This window comes from Pseudomonas sp. PDM01 (genome assembly GCF_014852325.1).
Classification (GTDB): Bacteria; Pseudomonadota; Gammaproteobacteria; order Pseudomonadales; family Pseudomonadaceae; genus Aquipseudomonas; species Aquipseudomonas migulae.
In genome coordinates this window covers 283,953-306,760 of record NZ_JACVBK010000007.1, presented here as the reverse complement: position 1 = coordinate 306,760, position 22,808 = coordinate 283,953, and the positions used below count along the sequence as shown (strand labels likewise).

Below are 22,808 nucleotides of genomic sequence, written 5' to 3'. Positions count from 1 at the left end.
TGCCGCAGCCGACACTTTCGGACGACCGACAACCTTCTGGTTTGTCCGTGACCGTGAGGATTGCTGAATGCCTGATGAGAGTTTGCACCTGCCTTTGGTCAACAGCCTGCTGGAGCGCCACAAAGGCTCCCCCGGCGCTCTGTTGCCCATTCTTCATGATATTCAGGAACGCATCGGTTACATCCCCGATGTGGCCGTCCCCGAGATTGCTCATGCCCTCAACCTGAGTCAGGCCGAGGTTCGCGGGGTGATCAGTTTTTACCATGACTTCCGTACCTCGCCGCCGGCCCGCCATATTCTGCGTCTGTGCCGCGCCGAGTCCTGCAAGAGCCGTGGCGCCGAGGAGCTGGCCGCGCAGTTGCGCGACCGCCTGCAACTGGACGATCACGGCAGCAGCGCCGACGGCAACATCAGTTTGCGCCCCGTTTATTGCCTCGGCGCCTGCGCCTGTTCGCCGGCTCTGGAGCTGGATGGCCGGGTGCATGCGCGGCTCAGTGCTGAGCGTCTCGATGCCTTGCTCGACGCTTGCCGGGAGGACGCGTGATGCCGACACTTTATTTGCCCTGTGATTCCCTTGCCCGTGCTGTTGGGGCCGATGAGGTCTCCACAGCGCTGATCACTCAGGCCAAGGAACGCAATCTGCCGCTGGAGTTGCAGCGCACCAGTTCGCGCGGCCTGTATTGGCTGGAGCCGCTGCTGGAAGTGGACAGCCCGCAAGGCCGGATCGGCTTCGGTCCGCTGACCGCAGACGAAGTGCCGTCAGTGCTCGATGCGCTGCAAAAAGACGCCAGCCATCCTCTGGCCCTGGGTCTGGTGGAAGAGCTGCCTTATCTCAAATCTCAACAACGCCTGCTGTTCGCCCGCGCCGGTATTACCCGGCCGCTGTCGCTTGACGATTACCGGGCCCACGGCGGTTTCGAAGGCCTGACAAGGGCCGTCGCCATTGGCGGCGAAGAGACCGCAACCGCAGTGTTCGATTCAGGCCTGCGTGGCCGTGGCGGCGCGGCCTTCCCCGCCGGGATCAAATGGCGCACGGTGCGCGCCACTCAGGCGGCCCAGAAGTACATTGTGTGCAACGCCGACGAAGGCGACTCCGGCACCTTCGCCGACCGCATGTTGATGGAAGGCGACCCCTTCCTGCTGATCGAAGGCATGGCCATTGCCGGCATTACCGTCGGCGCCACCTTCGGCTACATCTATGTCCGTTCGGAATATCCGGATGCCGTGGCCACCCTGCGTGCAGCGCTGAACATTGCTCGTGAAGCGGGTTACCTCGGCGCTAATGTCGGCGGCAGCGGTCTGGCCTTCGACATGGAAGTACGCGTCGGTGCCGGCGCTTACATCTGCGGTGAAGAAACCGCGCTGCTGGATTCGCTGGAAGGCAAGCGCGGGGTCGTCCGCGCCAAGCCGCCGATCCCTGCGTTGCAGGGCCTGTTCGGCCAACCGACGCTGGTGCACAACGTGCTGACCCTGGCCTCGGTGCCGCTGATTCTGGCGAAAGGTGCGCAGTTTTATCGCGACTACGGGGTTGGCCGTTCAATGGGCACGATGCCTTTCCAACTGGCGGGCAATATTCGTCACGGCGGTCTGGTGGAACGGGCCTTTGGCCTGACTTTGCGGGAATTGGTGGAAGACTACGGCGGCGGCACCGCCAGTGGTCGTCCGCTGAAAGCCGCGCAGGTGGGCGGCCCGCTCGGCACCTGGGTACCTCCGTCGCAATTCGATACACCGCTGGATTACGAGGCCTTCGCCGGCATCGGCGCGATGGTCGGTCACGGCGGTGTGGTCGTGGCTGACGACACCTTGGACATGGCGCAAATGGCCCGTTTCGCCATGCAGTTCTGCGCAGAAGAATCCTGTGGCAAATGCACACCTTGCCGCATCGGCTCGACCCGGGGCGTTGAGGTTATCGACCGGATGCTGGCCGCGCCGGACCAGAGCGAACGCGATGCGCAGGTGATCATCCTCAAGGACCTGTGCGACACGATGCAATACGGTTCGCTGTGCGCCTTGGGCGGCATGGCCCCCTTCCCGGTCACCAGCGCCCTCAAGTATTTCCCCGCCGACTTCGGTCTGCAGCCTTCGGAGGCCGAGCAATGATTACTCTCTTCGACCCGAAAACCGATATCGACCTTGGCACTCCCGCTCGCGAAAGCCAGGTGCAAGTCACCCTGAACATCGACGGTCGCAGCATCAGCGTGCCTGAAGGCACCTCAGTGATGCGCGCCGCTGCGCTGATGGGCACCACCATTCCGAAACTCTGCGCTACCGACAGCCTGGAAGCCTTCGGTTCTTGCCGCATGTGCCTGGTGGAAATCGACGGGATGCGCGGCTATCCGGCGTCTTGCACCACGCCGGTCACTGAAGGCATGACCGTGCATACGCAGACGCCAAAACTTGCAACGCTGCGCCGCAATGTCATGGAGTTGTACATCTCCGATCACCCGCTGGACTGCCTGACCTGCTCGGCCAACGGCAACTGCGAACTGCAAACCGTCGCCGGTCAGGTCGGCCTGCGGGAAGTGCGCTACGGCTATGAAGGCGAAAACCATCTGGAGGATGTGAAAGACACCTCCAACCCTTATTTCGACTACGACCCCAGCAAGTGCATCGTCTGCAACCGCTGCGTGCGCGCCTGTGAAGAAACCCAGGGCACCTTTGCCCTAACCATCACCGGGCGCGGGTTCGAATCCCGCGTGGCGGCTGCTGGTGGCGAGAATTTCCTCGATTCGGAATGCGTGTCTTGCGGCGCCTGTGTGCAGGCCTGCCCTACCGCGACGCTGATGGAAAAAAGCGTCGTCGAATTGGGCCAGCCGGAACGCAGCGTGATCACCACCTGCGCCTATTGCGGCGTGGGTTGCTCGTTCCGCGCCGAGATGAAAGGCGACCAACTGGTGCGCATGGTTCCGGACAAGAACGGTCAGGCCAACCACGGCCACTCTTGCGTCAAAGGTCGTTTTGCCTGGGGCTACGCGACCCACCCGGATCGCATCACCAAACCGATGATTCGCAAGAACATCAGCGACCCTTGGCAGGAAGTCAGCTGGGATGAAGCGGTGACCTATGCCGCCAGCGAATTCCGTCGCTTGCAGCAGAAATATGGCCGCGATTCCATTGGTGGCATCACCTCCAGCCGTTGCACCAACGAAGAAACCTATCTGGTGCAAAAACTGGTGCGCGCTGCGTTCGGCAACAACAACGTCGACACCTGTGCGCGGGTTTGCCACTCGCCGACCGGTTATGGCTTGAAACAAACCTTGGGCGAGTCCGCCGGCACCCAGAGTTTCGATTCGGTGATGCAGGCCGACGTGATCCTGGTGATGGGCGCCAACCCGAGCGACGCTCACCCGGTGTTCGCTTCGCAACTCAAACGCCGTCTGCGTGAAGGTGCGCGGCTGATCGTCATCGACCCACGTCGCATCGATCTGGTGGACTCGGTGCACGCCCGCGCCGAATATCACTTGGCCCTGCGCCCCGGCACCAACGTCGCCATGCTCAACGCGCTGGCCCACACGATCATCACCGAAGGCTTGCAAGACCAGCCCTTTATCGACGCCCGTTGCGAAGGCAATGACTTCGCCCGCTGGAGCGAGTTTGTCAGCCGTGCGGAAAACTCGCCGGAAGCCCTTGCCCCTGTCTGCGGCGTCGACGCTGCCGACATCCGCGCCGCCGCTCGCCTGTATGCCACTGGCGGCAACGCCGCGATCTATTACGGCCTGGGCGTCACCGAGCACAGTCAGGGCAGCACCGCCGTGATGGGCATCGCCAACTTGGCCATGGCCACCGGCAACATCGGCCGCGAAGGCGTCGGCGTGAACCCGTTGCGTGGGCAAAACAACGTGCAGGGTTCCTGCGACATGGGTTCCTTCCCCCACGAGTTGCCCGGCTACCGGCACATCTCCAACGAAACGGTCCGTACGCAGTTCGAACAGGCGTGGAACGTCACCCTGCAACCCGATCCGGGCCTGCGGATTCCGAACATGTTCGAGTCGGCACTGGCAGGCAGTTTCAAGGGCCTGTATTGCCAGGGCGAAGACATTGCCCAGAGCGATCCGAACACCCAGCACGTCACCGCGGCCTTGTCGGCCATGGAATGCGTGGTGGTGCAGGACATTTTCCTCAACGAAACCGCCAAGTTCGCCCATGTGTTCCTGCCGGGCGCTTCGTTCCTGGAAAAAGACGGCACCTTCACCAACGCCGAGCGCCGTATCTCGCGGGTCCGCAAGGTCATGGACCCTCTGGGCGGCAAGGCCGACTGGGAAGGCACCGTGGCGCTGGCCAATGCCTTGGGTTACCCGATGAACTACAAACACCCATCGGAAATCATGGATGAAATCGCCAGCCTGACACCGACGTTCACCAACGTCAGCTACGCCGAACTGGACCGCCACGGCAGCCTGCAATGGCCGTGCAACGCCGCCGCACCGGACGGCACGCCGACCATGCACATCGATCAATTCGTGCGCGGCAAGGGGCGGTTCATGCTCACCGGTTATGTGCCTACCGAGGAGAAGGTCAACAACCGCTATCCGCTGCTGCTGACCACCGGACGCATCCTCAGCCAGTACAACGTCGGCGCTCAAACCCGGCGTACCGAGAACGTCGCGTGGCACGACGAAGACCGTCTGGAAATCCACCCGACCGATGCTGAAAGCCGTGGTATCAACGAAGGCGACTGGGTGGGCATTGGCAGCCGCGCCGGGCAAACCGTGCTGCGTGCGCGAGTCACCGAACGGGTTGCGCCGGGCGTGGTGTACACCACGTTCCACTTCCCTGAATCGGGGGCCAACGTGATCACCACCGATAACTCCGACTGGGCCACCAACTGTCCGGAGTACAAGGTCACCGCCGTGGAAGTCAGCCGCGTCTACCACCCGTCCGAGTGGCAAAAACGCTTCCAGGAATTCACTGACGAACAGCACCGTTTGCTCAAGGAACGCCGTCAAGGCGCTAAAGCGGAGGTGCGCCGATGAGCACTGCCAACCTGATCAAGATGGTCAACCAGATCGCCCAGTACTTCGCCACCGAACCGGACCGGAAACAGGCCGTGCTCGGTGTGCGTAATCATCTGCAGATGTACTGGACGCCGGGCATGCGCAAGGAGTTGCTGGCCTGGCAGACAGAGCATCAGGGGGCGGATTTGCATCCGTTGGCGCAAGAGGCGGTCAGCGGGGCGGGTTGGGAAGCGTAGATCTAGAAAACGACGAAAAAACCTGTAGGAGCGAGCCTGCTCGCGATGGACGTCAACGATAACGCGGGCTGTCTGGATGCCCGCGTTGTATGGACTTGCATCGCGAGCAGGCTCGCTCCCACAGGGGTTGTGTGCAATGTTTGCACGTCTTATTTATCGCCACCGGTCACCCGCACCGCGATCTCAATCGCCCGCACGCTGATCGCCGCAAAGGCGGTCAGCGGGGTGGGTTGGGGGACGTAGATCTAGAAAACGACGAAAAAACCTGTGGGAGCGAGCCTGCTCGCGATAGCGGTGTGTCAGTCACCATCATTATTGACTGACATACCGCTATCGCGAGCAGGCTCGCTCCTACAGGGGTTGTGTGTGGTGTTCCGCCTTATTTATCGCCATCGGTCACCCGCACCGCGATCTCGATCGCCCGCACGCTGATCGCCGCAAAGATCGCCGTGAGCAGCACGCCGTTGAACCCGAGCAATATTGCCAATATCCGCGAAACCGGCAACTTCGGCACGAGCTCACCATAGCCAATGGTCAAGCCGGTCACGAAGCCGAAATAGATGCCGTCGAAAGGATCCCAACCTTCCAGGTAGCTGATGATCAGGCCGCACGTGACGATGACGATCAGCATGGTGGAAAGGATAGGCCAGACAACTCGAAGGTAATAGCCGACAGCTTTGTAGAACTCTCGACGGATGTTCGACGTATTTGCAGGCTTCATGTCGTGGGTTTCCTGAGGGCGGCAGGCGGATTGACACTCATCAGCTTGGCACAAGTATTGGAAATCGATGCCGCGTCCCAGGATGTAATGGCTACTCGATCTGAATCGGCCCCTTGGTCCCGGCATCGCTGTCGGTCCAGTAATCCTCATTCTGCAACCGCCGATCGCCCTGAATCGTGAAGGTGAGTTTGCCCTGATGAAACTGCAGCGTGCCATCGGTGCGCTTGGCATTGACCCGCTTGCCGTTGACCCAGACCTGCTCCTTGGCATCGATACGAATCGTCGCAACGGTCGCGCCGGTATCGCTCTTGGCGACCCATTGCCCGGCGTAAGGCGTCTGGGTATTTGTGCTGTCCGCCGCGGGGTTGGTGAATCCGGCCTTGGCGTTTTCCGCTTTGCTCTTGTGGATATCGCAGCCCTGAGTCTCGCTGACCTGGGTGCAACCGGATTGCTCAAGTTGTTTGCGGTACTTGTCGTTGATGGCATAGGCCGGGAGTTGCACCAACATCATGGCGGCCAGTGCCGGCAAGATGATCCGTTTCATAAGTCCTCTCCTCTGATCTGCGCCTTCCCCAGCGCCCGCGAACTGCATGGATCATTCACTGTAGTCCGAATCCTGTCCCCGGATGCACCGGCAAAACCACCAACGCCGCCAACCCGCCCTTCGACCGGTTGCGCAGCGTCAGCTCACCGCCGTGCTCCAACACAATCGCCCGTGCAGCCGATAACCCCAACCCTACCCCGCCCGTGCTTTTATTCCGCGACCCTTCCAGACGAAAGAACGGCACAAACACCTGCTCAAGACTGGCCTGCGGAATTCCCGGGCCACGATCCAGCACGTTGATCCGCACTTCCCCCGCATCAGGCATCAGCTCAATCGCGGGCTCACTGGCGTACTTGATCGCGTTATCCAGCAGATTGGTCATCACCCGCTTAAGCCCCAACGGCCGCCCGAAATACACCAGCCGTTGCGGTCCACTGAAGGCAATCTCGACACCCTGATCCCGGTAATCATCGCGCAAGGTTTGCAGCAGTTCCGCCAGATCAAACTGGGTCGCCGGTTCAAGCCTCGCATCGTCCCGAAAGAATTCCAGCGCAGAATTGATCATCGCCTGCATTTCATCCACGTCACGAAACAGCCGCTGCTGTTGCTCGGCATCCTCGATGAATTCGCCGCGCAAGCGCATTCGTGTCAACGGTGCGCGCAGGTCGTGGGAGATGGCCGCGAGCATTTGCGTGCGGTCGCGGATGAAGTGTTGCAACTGGGCCTGCATGGCGTTGAAGGCGAGGATCGCCTGGCGGATTTCCTGGGGGCCGAGGGGTTCGATGGGCGGAGCACGGAAATCGATGCCGAAGCGTCGGGCGCCTTCGGCGAAGCGCTGCAAGGGTGTGGCGAGGCGGCGGGTGGCGATCAATGCGACCAGCGCGGTGGAGATCAGCACCAGCAGGATGACGATCAGGTAACGCGGCGTTTCGTCGAGGCCCCAGCTGCGTGAGGGCGCGGAAAACATCAGCCAGGACGAGTCGGGCAGCTCGATCAGCAACGCGTAATGCGCGTCAGCCGAGGGTTCCGCCCAGTCAGCCGGCTCGTAGGTCTGGATTCGACCTGCGAATTTAAGCAACGGCTGCAAGAGGGTCGAGCCGATTTCGGAATCCAGATCCTCCACCGGCGGCAGGTTGAGCTCACGTCGATCAAGGTGCCAACTGACGGTAAAGCCTTCATCACTGACAGCTTGTGCCAACTGGCTGCGCAGGGGCACCGGGGCCGCCTTGATGACGCGGGTGATGGCGGCCATTTTTTCCAGCAGCCCGGTTTCAGTCAGCGGCGGCCGCGCCCAGACGCCGGCGAGCTGGATGAACAACCCGTTGAGCGCCAGCGAAATGAGCATGGCGAGGATGATGGTCAGGGCGATCCAGCGCGCCACCGTGTCCCGGCGAATCCGCTTCAGCCAGCTCATCGCCGCGTCACACTTGGAGTGAACAGGTAGCCGCCGTTGCGCACGGTGCGAATCATCGCCGGGCGCTTGGTGTCGGATTCGAGTTTGCGTCGCAAGCGGCTGACTTGCACGTCGATGCTGCGGTCGAACGCGTCGTGACAATGCCCGCGCGCCAGGTCCAGCAGCTGCTCGCGGGTGAGGATGCGTTGCGGGTGTTCGACGAAGACCAGCAACAAATCAAACTCACCGGCCGACAGCGGGATCATCACGTTATCCGGCGAGCGCAGTTCCCGGCGGGTGACGTCGAGGTGCCAGTCGGCGAAGTCGATCAGCGGCCGTGGACGTTCCTGCGCCAGCGGTCGACGGTCCTCCACGCGGCGCAACACGGCACGCACTCGGGCCAGCAGTTCGCGGGCGTCGAAGGGTTTGGTCAGGTAATCGTCGGCGCCGAGTTCGAGGCCGACCACCCGATCACTGAGTTCGCCCATGGCGGTGAGCATGATCACCGGGATCGCGTGGCGGATGCGCAGTTGCTGGCACAGGATCAGCCCGCTGTCGCCGGGCAACATCACGTCGAGAATGATCAGGTCTGGCGCCTTGCGCTCGATGGCCGCCCACAGCGACGCGCCGTCGGTGGCGACCTCGACACTGTAGCCGTGCTGGACGAAGAATTTTTTCAGCAGATCGAGGACTTCAAGGTCGTCGTCGACAATTAAAAGGCTGTTCACCGAAGGTCACTTAACGGGGCGAATGGAACCGTCATCTAAAACCATTCACGGCAGCGCGTCATATATTTCAATCCTGCAATAAAACGACAGCGGCGCAATAAACCGGACATCTTTGCGCAAGGCTCGGGGCCCAGCATCGCCGCCAATTCCTCCCGAGACTCGCGTCCATGTTGCCTTTCAAATGTGCTCCCTGGCTGGCCCGCAACACCTCGATTGCCGTGCTGGCCGCCGGGTTGGCGGGCTGCAGCAGCCAGCCGTCGTCCAGCGCCGAAGTGAGCTGCGCCGACATCGCCTATTCGGTGTACGACCCGGCGGAACCGCTCAATCGCGGGGTCTTCGCGTTTAACCGGGTGGTGGATGACTACGCCCTGGCGCCGGTCGCTCGCGGCTATCGCCACACGCCGGACTTTTTCCAGACGGGTGTGCATAACTTCGTGGCGAACTTCGGCGAGCCCGAGGTGTTTATCAACGACCTGCTGCAAGGCAACCCGATGCGTTCGGTCAATACGCTGGGGCGGTTCGCGTTGAATACCACGGTGGGCGTGGTGGGGTTGATCGACGTCTCCGGCATGGCCGGCATTCCACGTCATAAAGCCGACTTCGGCCAGACCTTCGGCGTGTGGGGCATCGGCGACGGGCCAATCGTCGAACTGCCGTTGCTCGGCACGTCCAACAGCCGCGATGCGGCCGGGCGTGTGCTGAGTTTCGTGGTCGACCCGTTCGGCGACAACAGCGATACCGTGGACACGCTCTCAACAATCAACACCGTCGGCGACATCGTCGATGGCCGAGCCGAAGTCTTGCCGCTGACCGACAGCCTGCAAAAACTGCCGGACTATTACAGCGCGTTGCGCAATGTGGTGGCCGAGCATCGCGCCGCTTTCGTGGTCGAGGGCAAACAAGGCTCGCCGAAGAACACTCAACCACAATGCACAGGAGCACCGGCCGATGGTTTCTGAAGGCCTGATTCTTCAACACCGCGTGACCCGCGACGACGAGGCGAATCTGCACTGCCGGGAAATCACCCTGCGCCTGTCCGCAGACTGTCGCCAACTGGTGCTCACCCGCTACACCGAACACTACGGCCCGGCGCTGGTGCGCTGGATCGAGCGCAGTCACACGGTGTCGGTGAGCGAGCTGTTTCGCTGGCTGGTCGCCAACGGTGAGGCGGATGTCAGTGAGCAGCGATCACTTCCTCCAACACCCGCGCTACGCACTGCACCGCCGCGTCCTCATCGCGGCGTTTATGCCAGGCCAGATGCACCGCAAACCCCTCAACCTCAATCGGCGGTTGCACGGCGTGCAGCGTCTTGGCCATCGGCATCGACAGGCACTGGCTGGGCAACATCGCAATCAGGTCCGAGCCCAACAGCAGATCCGGAACCATGACAAAGCTCGGCACGACGATCCCGACCCGTCGCGCCAGCCCCCTCCCTTTCAACAACTCGTCGAGCGGGCCCCAGGTTGCGCCTCGGCCAGACACCAGCACGTGTGGATAACTCAGCCAGCGGTCGAGATTGAAGTCTGCAATTGCAGGATGCCCGGCGCGCATCGCCACCACGAAATGCTCGTGCAACAGCAGGCGGCGGGTGTAGTCCGGTCCGAGGGGCGGGAAGACCGACATGGCCAGATCGCTTTGGCCGCGACTCAAACTTTCCTGAGCCGCTTCGCCGCCCTGCCAGGGTTGAATCACCAGGTCGATGCCCGGTGCCAACTCGGCCAGTCGCTGGTGCAACTGTTGCGCGACGATGATCGCCGGGAAGTCGGCCATGACGATGCGCACGGTTTGGCGCAGGGTACTCAGGTCGGCACTGGCAGCGCCGATCAGCGTGCTGACCGAGCCCAGAATCTGCTTCAACGGACCGCGCAAGGCCTGCGCCTTGGGGGTCAGTTGCATGCCGCCCGGTACGCGTTCGAGCAGACGATCCTGGAACAGATGCCGGCAACGCTCCAGCGCATTGGAGGCCGCCGGTTGCGACAGGCCGACACGCTCGGCGGCGCGGGAGACGTGGGCTTCGTCGAGCAACGCATCGAGCACGGTCAACAGATTGAGGTCCACCGAACGTAGATTCATTGAATCAATACCTAATTAGACAAACCATCCATTGGAGCAATTTATAGCACGCTGGCACGCTGTGGCTCCCTTCACTTGAACCGGGTAATCCCATGAACGACACCACGCTGATTATGAGTTTTCACCCGGATCTGGGACGTTCACACGCCAACCGCGCCTTGCTCGATGCCGTGAAAGATCTGCCAGGCGTCTCCATCGTCGATCTGTATGGGCTTTACCCGACCGATGAAGTCGACACCGCCGTGGAGGTGCAACGCTTGTTGTCGGCAAAACGGCTGGTGCTGCAATTTCCGGTGCAGTGGTACTCGACCCCGGCGCTGCTGAAAAACTGGCAGGACCGCGTGCTGACGCAGATGTACTACATCGCTTATGAAGCGCAGGGTTCCAGGCTTGAGGGGCTGCCGATCATGATTGTGGCGACGGCGGGCAATACGCCAGAGGCCTACAGTGAAACCGGCGTTAACCTGTTTCCCCTTGAGCAATTGTTGCAACCGTTGCGCGCGACTGCGCATCGCTGCCAATGGGCGTGGAGCGAGCCGTTTCTGGTGTATCGGGCCAACAAGCTGCCGGGCTCGGAGTTGAATGTCATCGCTACTGAATACCGGGCCAGGATTGAGCAGTTTCAACGCACCAATACGCCAATCGCTCACATGGCTTAACAAGTATCCGCAGCCACCTGCGTTATCATCGCCGGCCTGTGCGCCAAGAGTCTTGAACCCGGATGTCCGAATCACTGCCACTGCCTGACAACTGCACCCCACTGCCACCGGTTCTGGTCGGGCCGCTGTTGCGGCGCCTGGAGCCTTCACGGCTGGTGCTGTGGCTCGTGGGCACCCGGCCGTTATCGCTGACGTTGCGCCTGCAAGATGTTGGCGACATCCGCCTCGACGCCGGGCAATGCACGATCATTCCCGTCGGAACGCACGCCTTTATTCACTTGATCGATGTGCCGCTCGACAACGCCCTGCCCTGCGACACGTTGATCGAATACGACCTGCTGATTGATGACGCGATGACGGGCATCGCCGAATGGGCGCCGCATCTGTTGTATGGCGAAGCACGCTGCCCGAATTTTGTTTTGCGCTCGCGGATCGACCAACTGCTGCATGGTTCCTGCCGCAAACCTCATCACCCCGCCGCCGACGGCTTGCTTTGTGTCGATCATTTGCTGGCCTCGGAACATAAGGCCACTGAGCGCCCGGCGCTGCTGATGATGAGTGGCGATCAGGTGTACGCCGACGATGTCGCCGGGCCGATGCTGCGGGCCATTCATGCCTTGATCGCACGGCTGGGATTGTTCGGCGAACACCTCGAAGGCGCCGTGGTCAGCGACAGCGCCAAGCTCTATGAGCATGCGGCCAGCTACTACCACCGTGCGGATTTGTTACCGGCGCTGCAAAGCAATGAAACCCTGCGCGAGCGATTTTTCGGCGGGGCGCGCAAGCCGATTTTCACCAGCAGCAGTGCCGACAATCATCTGGTGACCTTCGCCGAGGTCATGGCCATGTACCTGCTGGTGTGGTCGCCGACACCCTGGACGCTGATCGCGCCCAAACCGCCGAAGTTGATTCCCGAACGGCGCGAGCGTTATGCGCTGGAGCAGACGCGCATCGATACCTTCAAGGCTGGCCTGGGCGGTGTCGCACGGGCCTTCGCGCATCTGCCGTGCCTGATGATCTTCGACGACCACGATATTACCGATGACTGGAATCTTTCCGCGCAATGGGAGGAAACGGCCTACGGCCACCCGTTCTCCAAGCGCATCATCGGCAACGCGCTGATTGCTTACATGCTGTGCCAGGGCTGGGGCAACAACCCGGATGCGTTCGGCGCGGTGCTGGCGAAGACCGATGGTTTCAGCGCGACCGGGGAAGACGGCTATCTCGACAGCCCGGTGCAGGACGCCTTGATCGATGAGCTGCTGAAGTTTCAGCACTGGCATTACGTGCTGCCCACCAGCCCGGCGATGGTGGTGCTCGACACCCGCACCCGGCGCTGGCGCAGCGAGATGACACTCAAGCAACCCTCGGGTCTATTGGACTGGGAAGCCCTCTGCGAACTGCAACAGGAACTGCTGGATCACCCGTCGGCGATCATCGTTTCGCCCGCGCCGGTGTTCGGTGTGAAGCTGATCGAAACCGTGCAACGGGTGTTCAGCTGGTTCGGTTATCCCCTTTTGGTGGACGCGGAAAACTGGATGGCCCATCGCGGCGCGGCGCAGGTGATCCTGAACATTTTCCGACACTCGCGTACACCGGGTAACTACGTGGTGCTGTCAGGCGATGTGCATTATTCCTTCGTCTACGAAGTGCTGATCCGACACCGCAAGGCGGGCCCCAGGATCTGGCAGATCACCAGCAGCGGCATCAAGAACGAATTTCCGCCGACGCTGCTGGAATGGTTCGACCGGCTCAACCGCTGGCTCTATTCGCCACGTTCACCACTGAACTGGCTGACCAAGCGCCGACGGATGCGCATCGTGCCGCATGTTCCGGAGCATGCCGAGGCGGGTGAACGGTTGTGGAATTCGGCGGGGATCGGGCAGGTGTTCTTTAATGAAAAAGGACAGCCGCAGGCGATTTACCAGCACAACTCGGATGGCTCGCCGAAGACGCGGATGGTGGCGCCTGAGGCTGAGGATTGAAGGTACACCCTGTATGACTGGTCATCCCCAAATCCTGTGGGAGCGGGCTTGCTCGCGAAAGCGGTTTGTCAGCCGCCATCAATGTTGACAGACACACCGCTTTCGCGAGCAAGCCCGCTCCCACAGTGGTTCTGAATATGAATCTCACCCGAACGCTGATCATCGGCAACTCCGGTTCCGGCAAAAGCTGGCTGGCCGAGCGATTGGCCGAGCAACTGCAAATACCCCGGATCGACCTAGACACCCTTCACTGGCTGTCCGACGAACACAGCATCACCCGCCCCCGCGCCGAAGCCCTGGGCATGGCGCGGATCGCAGCAGATGAAGAGCGCTGGGTGATCGAAGGTGTCTACGGCTGGATCGTCAGCGAACTTATCCACAGGGCCACGGCGTTGATCTGGCTGTGTATTGACGATGAGGAATGCGTCGCCAATGTTCGTCTGCGTGAGGCGAATCGGGATGAGCAGGACGAGAGGCTGATCGCCTTGCTCGACTGGGCCGGCAGTTATCGTGCTCGCGAAGGTTCCAGTGGGTTTGCCGCGCATCGGCAGTTGTTCGAAGGGTTCTCCGGTTCAAAACTGCGACTCATGAACCGCGCGGACATCACCGACTTCGCTGATTCCCGGCCGTATAAGAGCGAACCGCACCTGTAGGAGCCAGGCTTGCCGGCGAAAGCGTCCTCAAGAGCGCCTTCGCCGGCAAGCCTGGCTCCTACAAAAAGCGGTCAGCATTAAAGTCGTTCAGACCGTTTTCACCGCCCGACCAACCCCTCTGACAATCATCTCCACCTCGCGCTCATCAATCGTCAGCGGTGGCAGCAGGCGGATGGTCTTGCCCCGTGTCACGTTGATCAGCAAGGCGTGATCCCGGGCGGCGATCAGGGTCAGGTCGCGGATCGGTTGCTTGAGTTCGATGCCGATCATCAAACCCTGGCCGCGAATCGCCAGCACGTTCGGGTCATCGGCCAACTCGGTGCGCAATCTCGCAAGCAGGCGTTCGCCCTGTATTTTGGCGTTTGCCAGCAGGCCCTGTTCTTCGATGATGTCCAGCACGGTGCAACCCACGCGGCAGGCCAGTGGATTACCGCCGAACGTGCTGCCGTGGCTGCCGGGGGTGAAGAGGTCGGCGGCTTTGCCCCGGGCCAGGCAGGCACCGATGGGGACGCCGTTACCGAGGCCTTTGGCCAACGTCATGACGTCCGGAACGATGCCTTCGTGCTGGAACGCAAACCACTGGCCGGTGCGACCGATGCCGGTCTGGATTTCATCGAGCATCATCAGCCAGCCACGCCGATTGCACAGGTCGCGCACGGCCTTGAGGTAACCGGGCGGGGCCAGTTGCACACCGCTTTCACCCTGGATCGGCTCCATCAGGATTGCCACGATTCTTGCGCCGTGGGCCTGCTGGACCTTGTCCAGCGCCTTGAGGTCGCCGAACGGCACTTTGACGAAATCACCCGGCAGTTCATTGAACCCCAGGCGCACGGCCGGGCCATCGCTGGCGGACAGGGTGCCGAGTGTCCGGCCATGGAACGCGTTTTCCATGACGACCACCAAGGGTTGTTCGATGCCTCTGTGCCAGCCATGCAGCCGCGCCAGTTTCAGCGCAGTCTCGTTGGCTTCGGCACCGGAGTTATTGAAGAACGCCCGCTCCATGTCCGCCAGCCGCGTCAGTTTCTGCGCCAGCCGCTGTTGCCAGTCGATGCTGTAGAGGTTGGAGGTGTGCAGCAGCAGACCGGCCTGTTCGCTGATCGCCGAGACGATTTTAGGATGAGAGTGCCCAACGTTGGTCACCGCCACGCCCGCCACCGCGTCCAGGTATTCACGACCGGCCTGATCCCACAGGCGCGTGCCCAGGCCTTTACTGAAACTCAGTGCCAGCGGTTGGTAAGTACTCATCAGGCAGGCGGCGGTCATGACATCAAGCTCCATCAATGGTCGGTGTTTTTGCAGTATGGTTAGCCACCTGAACTGGATAAACGCTGCAATACTTCAATCATTTTAAAGTCGGGCTTGATAATGGATTTGTTCCAGGCAATGACCGTGTACGTAAGAGTAGTGGAATCCGGCAGCATGACCGCCGCCGCTTTTCAGTGCGAAATGTCCACCACCATGGTGGGCAATCACCTGCGGGCACTGGAGCAGCGTCTGGGTGTGCGCTTGCTCAACCGTACGACCCGGCGCCAACGGCTGACGGAATTTGGCACCGCGTACTATCAACGCTGCCTGGAAGTGCTGGGACTGGTGGCCGAATCCGAACGCCTGGCCGAGCAGGCCCTCGACGAGCCGAGCGGCACCCTGCGCATTACCGCACCGCTGACCTTCGGCACGGAAAAACTGGCACCGGCGCTTAGCGAATTCGCCCTGCTGTGCCCACGCGTCAAACTGGATGTGGTCCTCACCAACCGCCGCCCGGACCTGCTTGAAAACGGCATCGACGTAGCGTTTCGTCTGGGCAACATGGAACAGACCAACCTGATCGCCCGTCCACTGGTGGACTACACCCTGACCATGTGCGCATCGCCGATCTACCTGGCGCGTCGCGGCAACCCGGAAAAACCTGATGACCTGCGACACCACGACTGCCTGTCCTTCGCCTACCCGGCCGGTGATGACTGGCAATCGGTGGAAAAGGAATGGCGTCTGAGCGGGGCCGAAGGCGAGGTAGCGGTGGCGGTCAGTGGACCGATGCTGATCAACAGCTCCGCCGGTTTGCATCAGGCGGCACGCACCGGCATGGGCATCGTGCTGTTACCCGACGCCTTGGTAGAACAAGACCTCAAAGACGGAACACTGGTGGCCTTGATGCCGAATTACCCGCCGCCGAGCCGGCCAATGAGCCTGATGTACGCTCAGGATCGCTACCGCTTGCCGAAATTACGCCGTTTCGTCGACTTCGCCATGGCGATGTGGGGCAAGCACTAGGCGGTTGAATGCACCATCGACTAATCTCCTCGACTGGCGGGTCGCTTTGGTCAGGGAGAGCAGTGATGGATGGGGCCTCGGATATTGAAGCGTTGAAGTTCAATCTGTCGGATTTGAACGAAGACATGCTGCACACCATCCTGGAACTGGTCAGTGATGGCATCTGGGACTGGAACGCCAATACCGGGTTCGTTTACCGCAACCGCGGCTGGTACGAAATGCTCGGCTATGCGCCTCATTCCCTCAACAACACGGTATTCACCTGGGAATCGGTGATGCATCCCGAGGATTACCCACGGGTCATGGCCCTGTTTGACGCCTACCTGAGCCAACAGGCTCCCGGCTATCAGGCCGAGTATCGCTGCCGCATGCAGGATGGTAGCTATACCTGGGTCGAAGACCGCGGCTACGTACTCGCCCGCAACGCCGACGGTTCGGTGGCGCGCATGGTCGGTGCGCACCGCAGCATCGAAGACAAGAAGCGCTTGTTCGAAGAGCTTGAACGAAAGAACAAATCCCTCGAAGCCATCGTCGAAGAACGCACCCGCGAGTTATCCCGGGTCAACCAGCAACTGCAGATTCAGCTCGAAGAAAACCGCAAACTGGCGGAAACCGACGCACTGACCACAATCGCCAATCGCCATCGCCTGAGCAAGGACCTTCCTCAGGCATGTGATCGCGCCCAGCGCTTCCGACAGCCGCTGTCGCTGATTGCCATGGACATCGACGACTTCAAGAACATCAACGATCACTACGGTCATGCCTTGGGGGATGCCGCGCTGGTGCAGGTTGTCCAGAGCGTGAAACATTGCGTACGCGACGGCGACTTGCTGGCGCGCTGGGGCGGTGACGAGTTCATCATCATTCTTCCCGATACCCCGTTGGCCGACGCCAGAAACCTCGCGGAGACAATCCGCCATAGCGTCGCCAGTTTGCTGCCAGTGGGAGACTTTCAAGTCACCATGAGTTTTGGCGTCGTACAACGCTTTGAAGAAGAACAACAGACCGGGCTGCTGGCCAGGGCTGATCAAGCGTTGTATCGGTCGAAAGTGGCGGGCAAGAATGTGATTTCGGGGTAAGCGTTTTTCTCGCCCCTCACATCCCCGCCTTCACCAACACCGGTTTCTCTTGATACCGCTCCGGAAACAACTTCTTCAACTGCGCCACTTTCGGTAGATCGTTGATAACGATGTACGGATAGGTGGGGTGTTCAGTCAGAAAGTCCTGATGTTCCTCTTCTGCCGGGTAGAAACCGTTATAGGTTTCCAGTTTGGTGACGATCGGTTTGTTGAACGATTTCGCAGCGTCGAGCTGGGCTATGTAGGCCTGGGCAACACGTTGCTGCTCGCTGTTTTCCGGAAAAATCGCCGAGCGATACTGCGTGCCGTGGTCAGGTCCCTGACGATTGAGTTCGGTCGGGTTGTGAGCCACCGAGAAGTAGATCTGCAACAAGGTGCCGTAGCTGACCTGAGTGGGGTCGAAGGTCACCTCGACCGATTCCGCGTGACCGGTATTGCCGTCGCTGACCCGCTCGTATTGAGCGGTGTCGGCCGCCCCGCCCGCGTAACCGGAGACGGCTTTCTTCACGCCTTTGACATGCTGAAACACACCTTGGACGCCCCAGAAGCAACCGCCGGCGAACACGGCGGTTTCGCTGTGGGCCTGGGTGATTTCGTCGAGGGTGGGTGCGGGGATGATGACCGCGTCTTCGGTGGACCCGAAAGAGAACGCAGAGCATTGGCCGATGACGCCAGCGGCGGCCAGTCCCAACAGGGTGCGACGCAAGGTGAACAGGGTTTTCATGAGGCTGACTCCTGAATCAGTGAAGTGGCGATCAACCGAACGTAAAGGCATACGCCGAGACACCCGGATCGAGAAATTCGATGCTGAACGTCCGATCCGTTACTGCGCCGGACTGGCGCACCAGCTGATACAAACGTTGTTCGGTGACGCTACCGCTGCCATCGGGTGCCACGTCCGTACCGTGGGCATCGCCGGGGGCTTTTCCGTCAATCAGCACTTTGAAGCGCACCGGTCTGCCGTCTGCGCCGGGGCCCAGTACCAGATGCAAATCACGTGCGTGGAAGCGGTAGACAATGCGACTGGCGGGCGCGCTTGAAGTGGCCCGCTCCGAACCGACCGTCCACTGACCACCCAGGCTCCAGTCATTCAGGGCCAGTTGCGGCGGAGGGTTGTAGGTCGTCAACTTGTCGGGAACCAGACTGGTTTCGGGGACGAAATGCTCCGAGCGCTGGTAGCCGACATAGGTTTCCGGCGACTGCACTTCGTTCATGTCCGGCGCGAGTTGAACACCCTCGGCATTGGCATTGATCAACCCGTCATCCACCTTGGCGGCACCCGCTTCACGCAGCAATTGCTGGATCACCCGCTCCGACTCGGCGTACTCGCCTTCGCCAAAGTGGTGATAACGAATGCGCCCCTGGGCGTCGGCAAAATAGTGGGCCGGCCAATACTCATTGTTGAAAGCTCGCCAGATCTTGAATTCATTGTCGATGGCCACCGGGTAGTTGATACCCAGGTCCTTCATGGCTTTGGTGACGTTGCCTACGTTGCGCTCGAAGGCGAACTCGGGTGCATGGACGCCGATCACCACCAACCCCTGATCGCGGTATTTTTCAGCCCAGGCTTTTACATACGGCAAGCTGCGCAGGCAGTTGATGCAGGAGTAAGTCCAGAAATCCACCAGCACTACCTTGCCCTTCAACGCCTGGGCATCGAGTGGTGGCGAGTTGAGCCATTGCACGGCGCCATCCAGCGATGGAAGCTTGCCTTCGATGGGCAGTGTGCCCGGCGCTTTGTCAGCCACGCTCATCGCACCATCAGCAGCCGGGGTTCTCGCCATCATCGCCCCGCTGCCGTTCGGTGTCTTACCGGCCAAACGGCCCACCAGCGCCTGCTCGATACCACCAGTAGATGCCGTGGAAAACCGCGCCAGAATCCCGGTATCAAGCCCCAACGCAATCGCCGCCACACCGGCCAGCATGGCCGCGCCCAAACCTCGACGGACCCACTCGCCAGCACCGATGGAACGCTTCATGGCGGCGAAAACCTTACCGCCCAGCAGCAACGCAACCGCAAGGGAAGTGGCGGCACCGGCGGCGTAGGCCAGCAGCAACAGGGTGGTGGCGATGCTTGCCCCTTGCAGCGCGGCACCGGTTAACAACAGGCCCAGAATTGGCCCGGCACACGGCGCCCAGAGCAGCCCCGTGGCAACACCGATCAAAAACGAAGCGCCGGGACGCGGCCGGGCATCGGCGCCCGCCGCCTCTGACAACCGACTGCCAGCCGCCACCAACGGGCGCGTCAGACGTTCGGCCAACTGCGGCAGCAACAGCGTCAGCCCGAACAGGGCGACAAACACCAGCGCGAGCCAACGTCCATACTGATTGAGTTGCACCACCCAACCGCCGCCCACTGCCGCCAATGAAGCGACCAGCGCGAAGGTCAGCGCCATGCCCGCCAGCAGCGGCAGGCTGCTCTTCATGAACGGCTGCCCGGTGCGAGCGAAGACAAACGGCAACACCGGCAGAATGCACGGGCTGACGATCGTCAGCACACCACCGAGATAAGCGAGGATCAGAAGCCACATAGCGTCGACCTGCAGGAAATGAGAGAAAAAGGAATCAAGCCGCCTGTGGCTTGAAGGTCATCGCCAGACCGTTCATGCAGTAGCGCAGACCGGTGGGTTTGGGCCCATCGTCGAAGACATGGCCCAGATGACCGCCGCAACGCCGGCAGTGAACCTCTTCGCGCAACACACCAAAGGACCGGTCCTGACGGGTCGCCACCGCCTTGTCCAGCGGTGCCCAGAAACTCGGCCAGCCGGTGTGGCTGTCGAACTTGGTGGCAGAGGAAAACAGCGGCAGATCGCAACCGGCACAGGCAAAGGTTCCATCACGATGCTCATTGTTCAGCGCACTGCTGTAAGCCCGTTCGGTGCCCTCTTCCCGCAGGATTTCGTACTGCTCGTCACTGAGCAGGGCACGCCATTCGCTGTCAGTGTGCGTCACCTCGAAAACCTCCGCCGCGCTGGCCTCGCTGACCAGCGCATAGCTGGCCGCAAATTTTGGCAATACACCGATCGCCAGGGCTGCAACCCCCAGCCCGCCGCTCGCTACAAGAAATTGTCGCCGTGAAAACATGGCCGTCTCCAAAATCCAAAGTGCCTTTCATGGAACACAGCCTAGGCTTGGGTTGATCGCCAAATCCTCACGGGAAGTTAAACAATTCGTGATAACTCTGGCCCCGGAAAACCCGCACAATGCGCTCATTGCGCCGAAGGATTGAGCTTGATGGAACCGACCAAACGCGTCCTCGTGGTCGAGGACGACCTGCATATCGCCGACCTTATCTGCCTGCATCTTCGTGATGAGCAGTTCGAGGTGGTGCACTGCGCCGATGGCGATGAAGGCATGCGAATGCTGCAGCAAGGAAGCTGGGATGCACTGATCCTCGACCTGATGCTGCCGGGCGTCGATGGCCTGGAAATCTGCCGGCGCGCCCGCGCCATGGCCCGCTACACACCGATCATCATCACCAGCGCACGCTCAAGTGAAGTGCACCGGATTCTGGGGCTGGAACTCGGTGCCGACGATTACCTGGCCAAACCCTTTTCCATGCTCGAGCTGGTCGCCCGGGTCAAAGCGCTGTTGCGGCGGGTCGACGCCATGGCCCGCAACCTGAAAATGGACGCCGGCAGCCTGATCACGGACGGGCTCGCCATCGATCCGATCACCCGCGACGTGTCCCTTGACGGTCGCCGCCTCGACCTCACGCCACGGGAGTTCGACCTGTTGTATTTCTTCGCCCGCCAGCCCGGCAAGGTGTTCTCGCGCATGGACCTGCTCAATGCCGTGTGGGGTTACAGCCATGAAGGCTACGAGCACACGGTCAATACCCACATCAACCGCCTGCGCGCGAAAATCGAGGCCGACCCGGCACAACCGGTGCGCATCCTCACGGTGTGGGGCCGAGGCTACAAATTCGCGGCCAGGGAGGAACAGCCATGAGGCTGACCCTCACCCAGCGGCTGTCGCTGGTGTTCGCCGTGCTGTTGTTGGTGTGCTGCGGCACCTCGGCATGGATGCAGGTACGTTCCAACCAGATGCATGAACAGGAAGTGGTGCAAGGGCTGTCGCGGGATCTGGCCCAGCACATCGCCCGTGACACCGTGCTGATGGACACCCAGGGCCTGATGCCCAATGCCGTGCGTGACCTGTTCAGCAAACTGATGCTGGTCAATCCCAGTGTCGAGGTCTATCTGCTCGACACCGAGGGCAAGATTGTCGGCAGCGCCGCGCCCGAGGGCCGGATTCATCGGGAGCGGATCGACCTCGCGCCGATCCAGCGCCTGCTCAAAGGCGATGCCCTGCCGATTCTCGGCGACGACCCGCGCAGCGCCGATGCGCGCAAGGTGTTCAGCGCCGCGCCGCTGAAAGTTGACGGCAAGCCGGCCGGTTATCTCTATGTGGTGCTGCTCGGTGAGGACCACGATCGCCTGGCTGAACGCGGCGCCACCAGTGCGGCACTCAATACCGCCCTGTTATCGATCGGGTTGGTCGCACTGCTGTGCCTGATTGCCGGTCTCACCGCGTTTGCACTGATTACCCGACCTTTGCGTCGACTGACCGAAACCGTCAGCCAGTTCGACATCGATGGCGTCCCGGCCACGCCTCCTGAATCAGCGCCGGTGGAAAAAACCGCCAGCCACGATGAAATTGCCATTCTCGACGCCACCTTCCGACAGATGCAGGCGCGCCTCAGTGAACAATGGCGTTCGTTGACCCGCCAGGATCAGGAACGCCGCGAACTGGTGGCGAACATTTCCCACGACTTGCGCACGCCGCTGGCCTCCCTGCACGGTTACCTGGAAACCCTGTCGATGAAGGACGCCACGTTGTCCCCCGCCGACCGCCGCCGCTACCTCGGCATCGCCCTGGATCAAAGCCGCAAAGTCGGCGGTCTGGCGCAATCGCTGCTGGAGCTGGTGCGACTGGAACATGGTTTTGTGCAACCGGTGCTGGAGCGCTTCTCCCTGACCGACCTGGTGCAGGACATCTTCCAGAAATTCGAACTGACCGCCGAGGCGCGTCAGGTCGAACTGAAAGCCAACTTTGCCCCCAACGTTGCAGCCGCCTGCGCCGATCTGGGGCTGATTGAACGGGTGCTCACCAATCTGTTCGACAACGCTCTGCGCCACACCGCCCAAGGTGGGGAAGTCGAACTGAGCCTGCGCCCTCAAGGGTCTTTCGTCGAAGTCACCGTCAGCGACACCGGGCCCGGCATCGCGCCAGAACTGCGCGAAGGGTTGTTCCTGCGCCCGTTCAACATTGGCGGGGCAAGGCGCGATGGCGGACTCGGGCTGCGAATCGTGCATCGGATCCTGCAACTGCACGGTCGCGATATCCAGCTGATCGACGTGCCCGGGCGCGGTGCAACGTTCCGCTTCACACTGCCGGTTGATCAGCAAACCGCAGAGCAATGGGCGGTGCGGTCGATGAATCTGAATTCACCGGGGAAATAGTCGCCGCAACCGCTATGATCCCGACTTCACTTTTCGGCAAGGACG

Annotated in this window: 21 protein-coding genes; 12 read left to right on the top strand and 9 right to left on the bottom strand. The window is 61.3% G+C overall.

Annotated features, from left to right (window positions below):
- Window positions 1-67 precede the first annotated feature (67 nt).
- Genes IB246_RS19580 through IB246_RS19565 form a run of 4 tightly spaced genes read left to right on the top strand, consistent with a single transcriptional unit; the run spans window position 68 to window position 5,191 of the window.
- Window positions 68-544 carry a formate dehydrogenase subunit gamma gene (locus IB246_RS19580; protein ID WP_008025466.1) on the top strand — a complete coding sequence of 159 codons (477 nt, stop codon included), beginning with the start codon at window positions 68-70 and terminating at the stop codon, window positions 542-544.
- The gene (locus IB246_RS19575) at window positions 544-2,100 is read left to right on the top strand and encodes a formate dehydrogenase beta subunit (protein ID WP_008036616.1); all 1,557 of its coding nucleotides are present in this window, start codon (window positions 544-546) and stop codon (window positions 2,098-2,100) included. The genes IB246_RS19580 and IB246_RS19575 overlap by 1 nt, the downstream gene beginning before the upstream one ends.
- Complete coding sequence (fdhF, locus tag IB246_RS19570; protein WP_008036617.1) at window positions 2,097-4,973, top strand: formate dehydrogenase subunit alpha; 2,877 nt, start codon at window positions 2,097-2,099, stop codon at window positions 4,971-4,973. Before IB246_RS19575 ends, fdhF begins: the two co-directional genes overlap by 4 nt.
- Entirely contained in the window at window positions 4,970-5,191 is a 222-nt protein-coding gene (locus tag IB246_RS19565) for a formate dehydrogenase subunit delta (RefSeq protein WP_008025460.1), read from the top strand. The genes fdhF and IB246_RS19565 overlap by 4 nt, the downstream gene beginning before the upstream one ends.
- 379 nt (window positions 5,192-5,570) lie before the next feature.
- Here IB246_RS19565 and IB246_RS19560 read toward each other — a convergent pair whose 3' ends face one another.
- From IB246_RS19560 to IB246_RS19545, 4 genes are all read right to left on the bottom strand, one after another.
- Window positions 5,571-5,912, bottom strand: a complete 342-nt coding sequence (locus tag IB246_RS19560) for a potassium channel family protein (protein WP_008025459.1) — start codon at window positions 5,910-5,912, stop codon at window positions 5,571-5,573.
- 91 nt (window positions 5,913-6,003) lie between these two features.
- Window positions 6,004-6,456 carry a hypothetical protein gene (locus IB246_RS19555; RefSeq protein WP_008036619.1) on the bottom strand — a complete coding sequence of 151 codons (453 nt, stop codon included), beginning with the start codon at window positions 6,454-6,456 and terminating at the stop codon, window positions 6,004-6,006.
- A gap of 55 nt (window positions 6,457-6,511) precedes the next feature.
- Window positions 6,512-7,870 carry an ATP-binding protein gene (locus tag IB246_RS19550; protein ID WP_008036620.1) on the bottom strand — a complete coding sequence of 453 codons (1,359 nt, stop codon included), beginning with the start codon at window positions 7,868-7,870 and terminating at the stop codon, window positions 6,512-6,514.
- Window positions 7,867-8,577: a response regulator gene (locus IB246_RS19545; protein ID WP_008036621.1), complete on the bottom strand. Its 711-nt coding sequence runs from the start codon at window positions 8,575-8,577 to the stop codon at window positions 7,867-7,869. Before IB246_RS19545 ends, IB246_RS19550 begins: the two co-directional genes overlap by 4 nt.
- 167 nt (window positions 8,578-8,744) lie before the next feature.
- Here IB246_RS19545 and IB246_RS19540 point away from each other — a divergent pair, with 167 nt between their 5' ends.
- Window positions 8,745-9,536, top strand: a complete 792-nt coding sequence (locus tag IB246_RS19540) for a VacJ family lipoprotein (RefSeq protein ID WP_008036622.1) — start codon at window positions 8,745-8,747, stop codon at window positions 9,534-9,536.
- 215 nt (window positions 9,537-9,751) lie between these two features.
- Here the strand turns inward: IB246_RS19540 and IB246_RS19535 are convergent, their stop codons facing one another.
- Complete coding sequence (locus IB246_RS19535) at window positions 9,752-10,651, bottom strand: LysR family transcriptional regulator (protein ID WP_008036623.1); 900 nt, start codon at window positions 10,649-10,651, stop codon at window positions 9,752-9,754.
- A 92-nt stretch (window positions 10,652-10,743) separates the two neighbouring features.
- On the opposite strand from IB246_RS19535, the gene IB246_RS19530 reads away from it, so the two are divergent.
- The 3 genes from IB246_RS19530 (at window position 10,744) to IB246_RS19520 (ending at window position 13,948) form a co-directional block, all read left to right on the top strand.
- Complete coding sequence (locus tag IB246_RS19530; protein WP_008036624.1) at window positions 10,744-11,310, top strand: NAD(P)H-dependent oxidoreductase; 567 nt, start codon at window positions 10,744-10,746, stop codon at window positions 11,308-11,310.
- A gap of 62 nt (window positions 11,311-11,372) precedes the next feature.
- Window positions 11,373-13,295, top strand: a complete 1,923-nt coding sequence (locus IB246_RS19525) for an alkaline phosphatase D family protein (RefSeq protein ID WP_008036625.1) — start codon at window positions 11,373-11,375, stop codon at window positions 13,293-13,295.
- Between the two features lie 137 nt (window positions 13,296-13,432).
- A complete protein-coding gene (locus IB246_RS19520) occupies window positions 13,433-13,948 on the top strand; it encodes a hypothetical protein (RefSeq protein ID WP_008036626.1) in 516 nt (171 codons plus the stop codon).
- An 87-nt stretch (window positions 13,949-14,035) separates the two neighbouring features.
- Here the strand turns inward: IB246_RS19520 and IB246_RS19515 are convergent, their stop codons facing one another.
- Window positions 14,036-15,211, bottom strand: a complete 1,176-nt coding sequence (locus IB246_RS19515) for an aspartate aminotransferase family protein (RefSeq protein ID WP_008036627.1) — start codon at window positions 15,209-15,211, stop codon at window positions 14,036-14,038.
- 102 nt (window positions 15,212-15,313) lie between these two features.
- On the opposite strand from IB246_RS19515, the gene IB246_RS19510 reads away from it, so the two are divergent.
- Together IB246_RS19510 and IB246_RS19505 are read left to right on the top strand one after the other, a co-directional pair.
- A complete protein-coding gene (locus IB246_RS19510) occupies window positions 15,314-16,219 on the top strand; it encodes a LysR family transcriptional regulator (RefSeq protein ID WP_008025440.1) in 906 nt (301 codons plus the stop codon).
- A 65-nt stretch (window positions 16,220-16,284) separates the two neighbouring features.
- Window positions 16,285-17,298, top strand: coding sequence for a sensor domain-containing diguanylate cyclase (locus IB246_RS19505; protein ID WP_008036628.1), 1,014 nt, complete (start codon window positions 16,285-16,287; stop codon window positions 17,296-17,298).
- 16 nt (window positions 17,299-17,314) lie between these two features.
- Here IB246_RS19505 and msrA read toward each other — a convergent pair whose 3' ends face one another.
- Genes msrA through msrB form a run of 3 tightly spaced genes read right to left on the bottom strand, consistent with a single transcriptional unit; the run spans window position 17,315 to window position 20,382 of the window.
- Entirely contained in the window at window positions 17,315-18,022 is a 708-nt protein-coding gene (gene msrA, locus IB246_RS19500) for a peptide-methionine (S)-S-oxide reductase MsrA (RefSeq protein WP_008036630.1), read from the bottom strand.
- A gap of 31 nt (window positions 18,023-18,053) precedes the next feature.
- Entirely contained in the window at window positions 18,054-19,829 is a 1,776-nt protein-coding gene (locus tag IB246_RS19495) for a cytochrome c biogenesis protein DipZ (protein WP_008036631.1), read from the bottom strand.
- 34 nt (window positions 19,830-19,863) lie between these two features.
- Window positions 19,864-20,382 (bottom strand): peptide-methionine (R)-S-oxide reductase MsrB, encoded by a 519-nt coding sequence (gene msrB, locus IB246_RS19490; RefSeq protein WP_008036632.1) that lies wholly within the window; start codon window positions 20,380-20,382, stop codon window positions 19,864-19,866.
- 150 nt (window positions 20,383-20,532) lie between these two features.
- Between msrB and IB246_RS19485 the strand changes: the two genes are divergently transcribed.
- Both IB246_RS19485 and IB246_RS19480 read left to right on the top strand, forming a co-directional pair.
- Window positions 20,533-21,249: a response regulator transcription factor gene (locus IB246_RS19485; RefSeq protein WP_008025429.1), complete on the top strand. Its 717-nt coding sequence runs from the start codon at window positions 20,533-20,535 to the stop codon at window positions 21,247-21,249.
- Window positions 21,246-22,763, top strand: a complete 1,518-nt coding sequence (locus IB246_RS19480) for a sensor histidine kinase (protein ID WP_008036633.1) — start codon at window positions 21,246-21,248, stop codon at window positions 22,761-22,763. Before IB246_RS19485 ends, IB246_RS19480 begins: the two co-directional genes overlap by 4 nt.
- The last annotated feature ends 45 nt before the right edge of the window (window positions 22,764-22,808 follow it).

Bases quoted from the DNA above. Each gene is read 5' to 3' on its own strand.
- IB246_RS19535 (WP_008036623.1), bottom strand. From the start codon at position 10,651: ATGAATCTACGTTCGGTGGACCTCAATCTGTTGACCGTGCTCGATGCG.
- msrB (WP_008036632.1), bottom strand. From the start codon at position 20,382: ATGTTTTCACGGCGACAATTTCTTGTAGCGAGCGGCGGGCTGGGGGTT.
- IB246_RS19540 (WP_008036622.1), top strand. From the start codon at position 8,745: ATGTTGCCTTTCAAATGTGCTCCCTGGCTGGCCCGCAACACCTCGATT.
- IB246_RS19510 (WP_008025440.1), top strand. From the start codon at position 15,314: ATGGATTTGTTCCAGGCAATGACCGTGTACGTAAGAGTAGTGGAATCC.
- IB246_RS19495 (WP_008036631.1), bottom strand. From the start codon at position 19,829: ATGTGGCTTCTGATCCTCGCTTATCTCGGTGGTGTGCTGACGATCGTC.
- IB246_RS19550 (WP_008036620.1), bottom strand. From the start codon at position 7,870: ATGAGCTGGCTGAAGCGGATTCGCCGGGACACGGTGGCGCGCTGGATC.
- IB246_RS19525 (WP_008036625.1), top strand. From the start codon at position 11,373: ATGTCCGAATCACTGCCACTGCCTGACAACTGCACCCCACTGCCACCG.
- IB246_RS19560 (WP_008025459.1), bottom strand. From the start codon at position 5,912: ATGAAGCCTGCAAATACGTCGAACATCCGTCGAGAGTTCTACAAAGCT.
- IB246_RS19485 (WP_008025429.1), top strand. From the start codon at position 20,533: ATGGAACCGACCAAACGCGTCCTCGTGGTCGAGGACGACCTGCATATC.
- IB246_RS19515 (WP_008036627.1), bottom strand. From the start codon at position 15,211: ATGACCGCCGCCTGCCTGATGAGTACTTACCAACCGCTGGCACTGAGT.
- IB246_RS19520 (WP_008036626.1), top strand. From the start codon at position 13,433: ATGAATCTCACCCGAACGCTGATCATCGGCAACTCCGGTTCCGGCAAA.
- IB246_RS19575 (WP_008036616.1), top strand. From the start codon at position 544: ATGCCGACACTTTATTTGCCCTGTGATTCCCTTGCCCGTGCTGTTGGG.
- msrA (WP_008036630.1), bottom strand. From the start codon at position 18,022: ATGAAAACCCTGTTCACCTTGCGTCGCACCCTGTTGGGACTGGCCGCC.
- IB246_RS19580 (WP_008025466.1), top strand. From the start codon at position 68: ATGCCTGATGAGAGTTTGCACCTGCCTTTGGTCAACAGCCTGCTGGAG.
- IB246_RS19565 (WP_008025460.1), top strand. From the start codon at position 4,970: ATGAGCACTGCCAACCTGATCAAGATGGTCAACCAGATCGCCCAGTAC.
- IB246_RS19480 (WP_008036633.1), top strand. From the start codon at position 21,246: ATGAGGCTGACCCTCACCCAGCGGCTGTCGCTGGTGTTCGCCGTGCTG.
- IB246_RS19530 (WP_008036624.1), top strand. From the start codon at position 10,744: ATGAACGACACCACGCTGATTATGAGTTTTCACCCGGATCTGGGACGT.
- IB246_RS19555 (WP_008036619.1), bottom strand. From the start codon at position 6,456: ATGAAACGGATCATCTTGCCGGCACTGGCCGCCATGATGTTGGTGCAA.
- IB246_RS19505 (WP_008036628.1), top strand. From the start codon at position 16,285: ATGGATGGGGCCTCGGATATTGAAGCGTTGAAGTTCAATCTGTCGGAT.
- fdhF (WP_008036617.1), top strand. From the start codon at position 2,097: ATGATTACTCTCTTCGACCCGAAAACCGATATCGACCTTGGCACTCCC.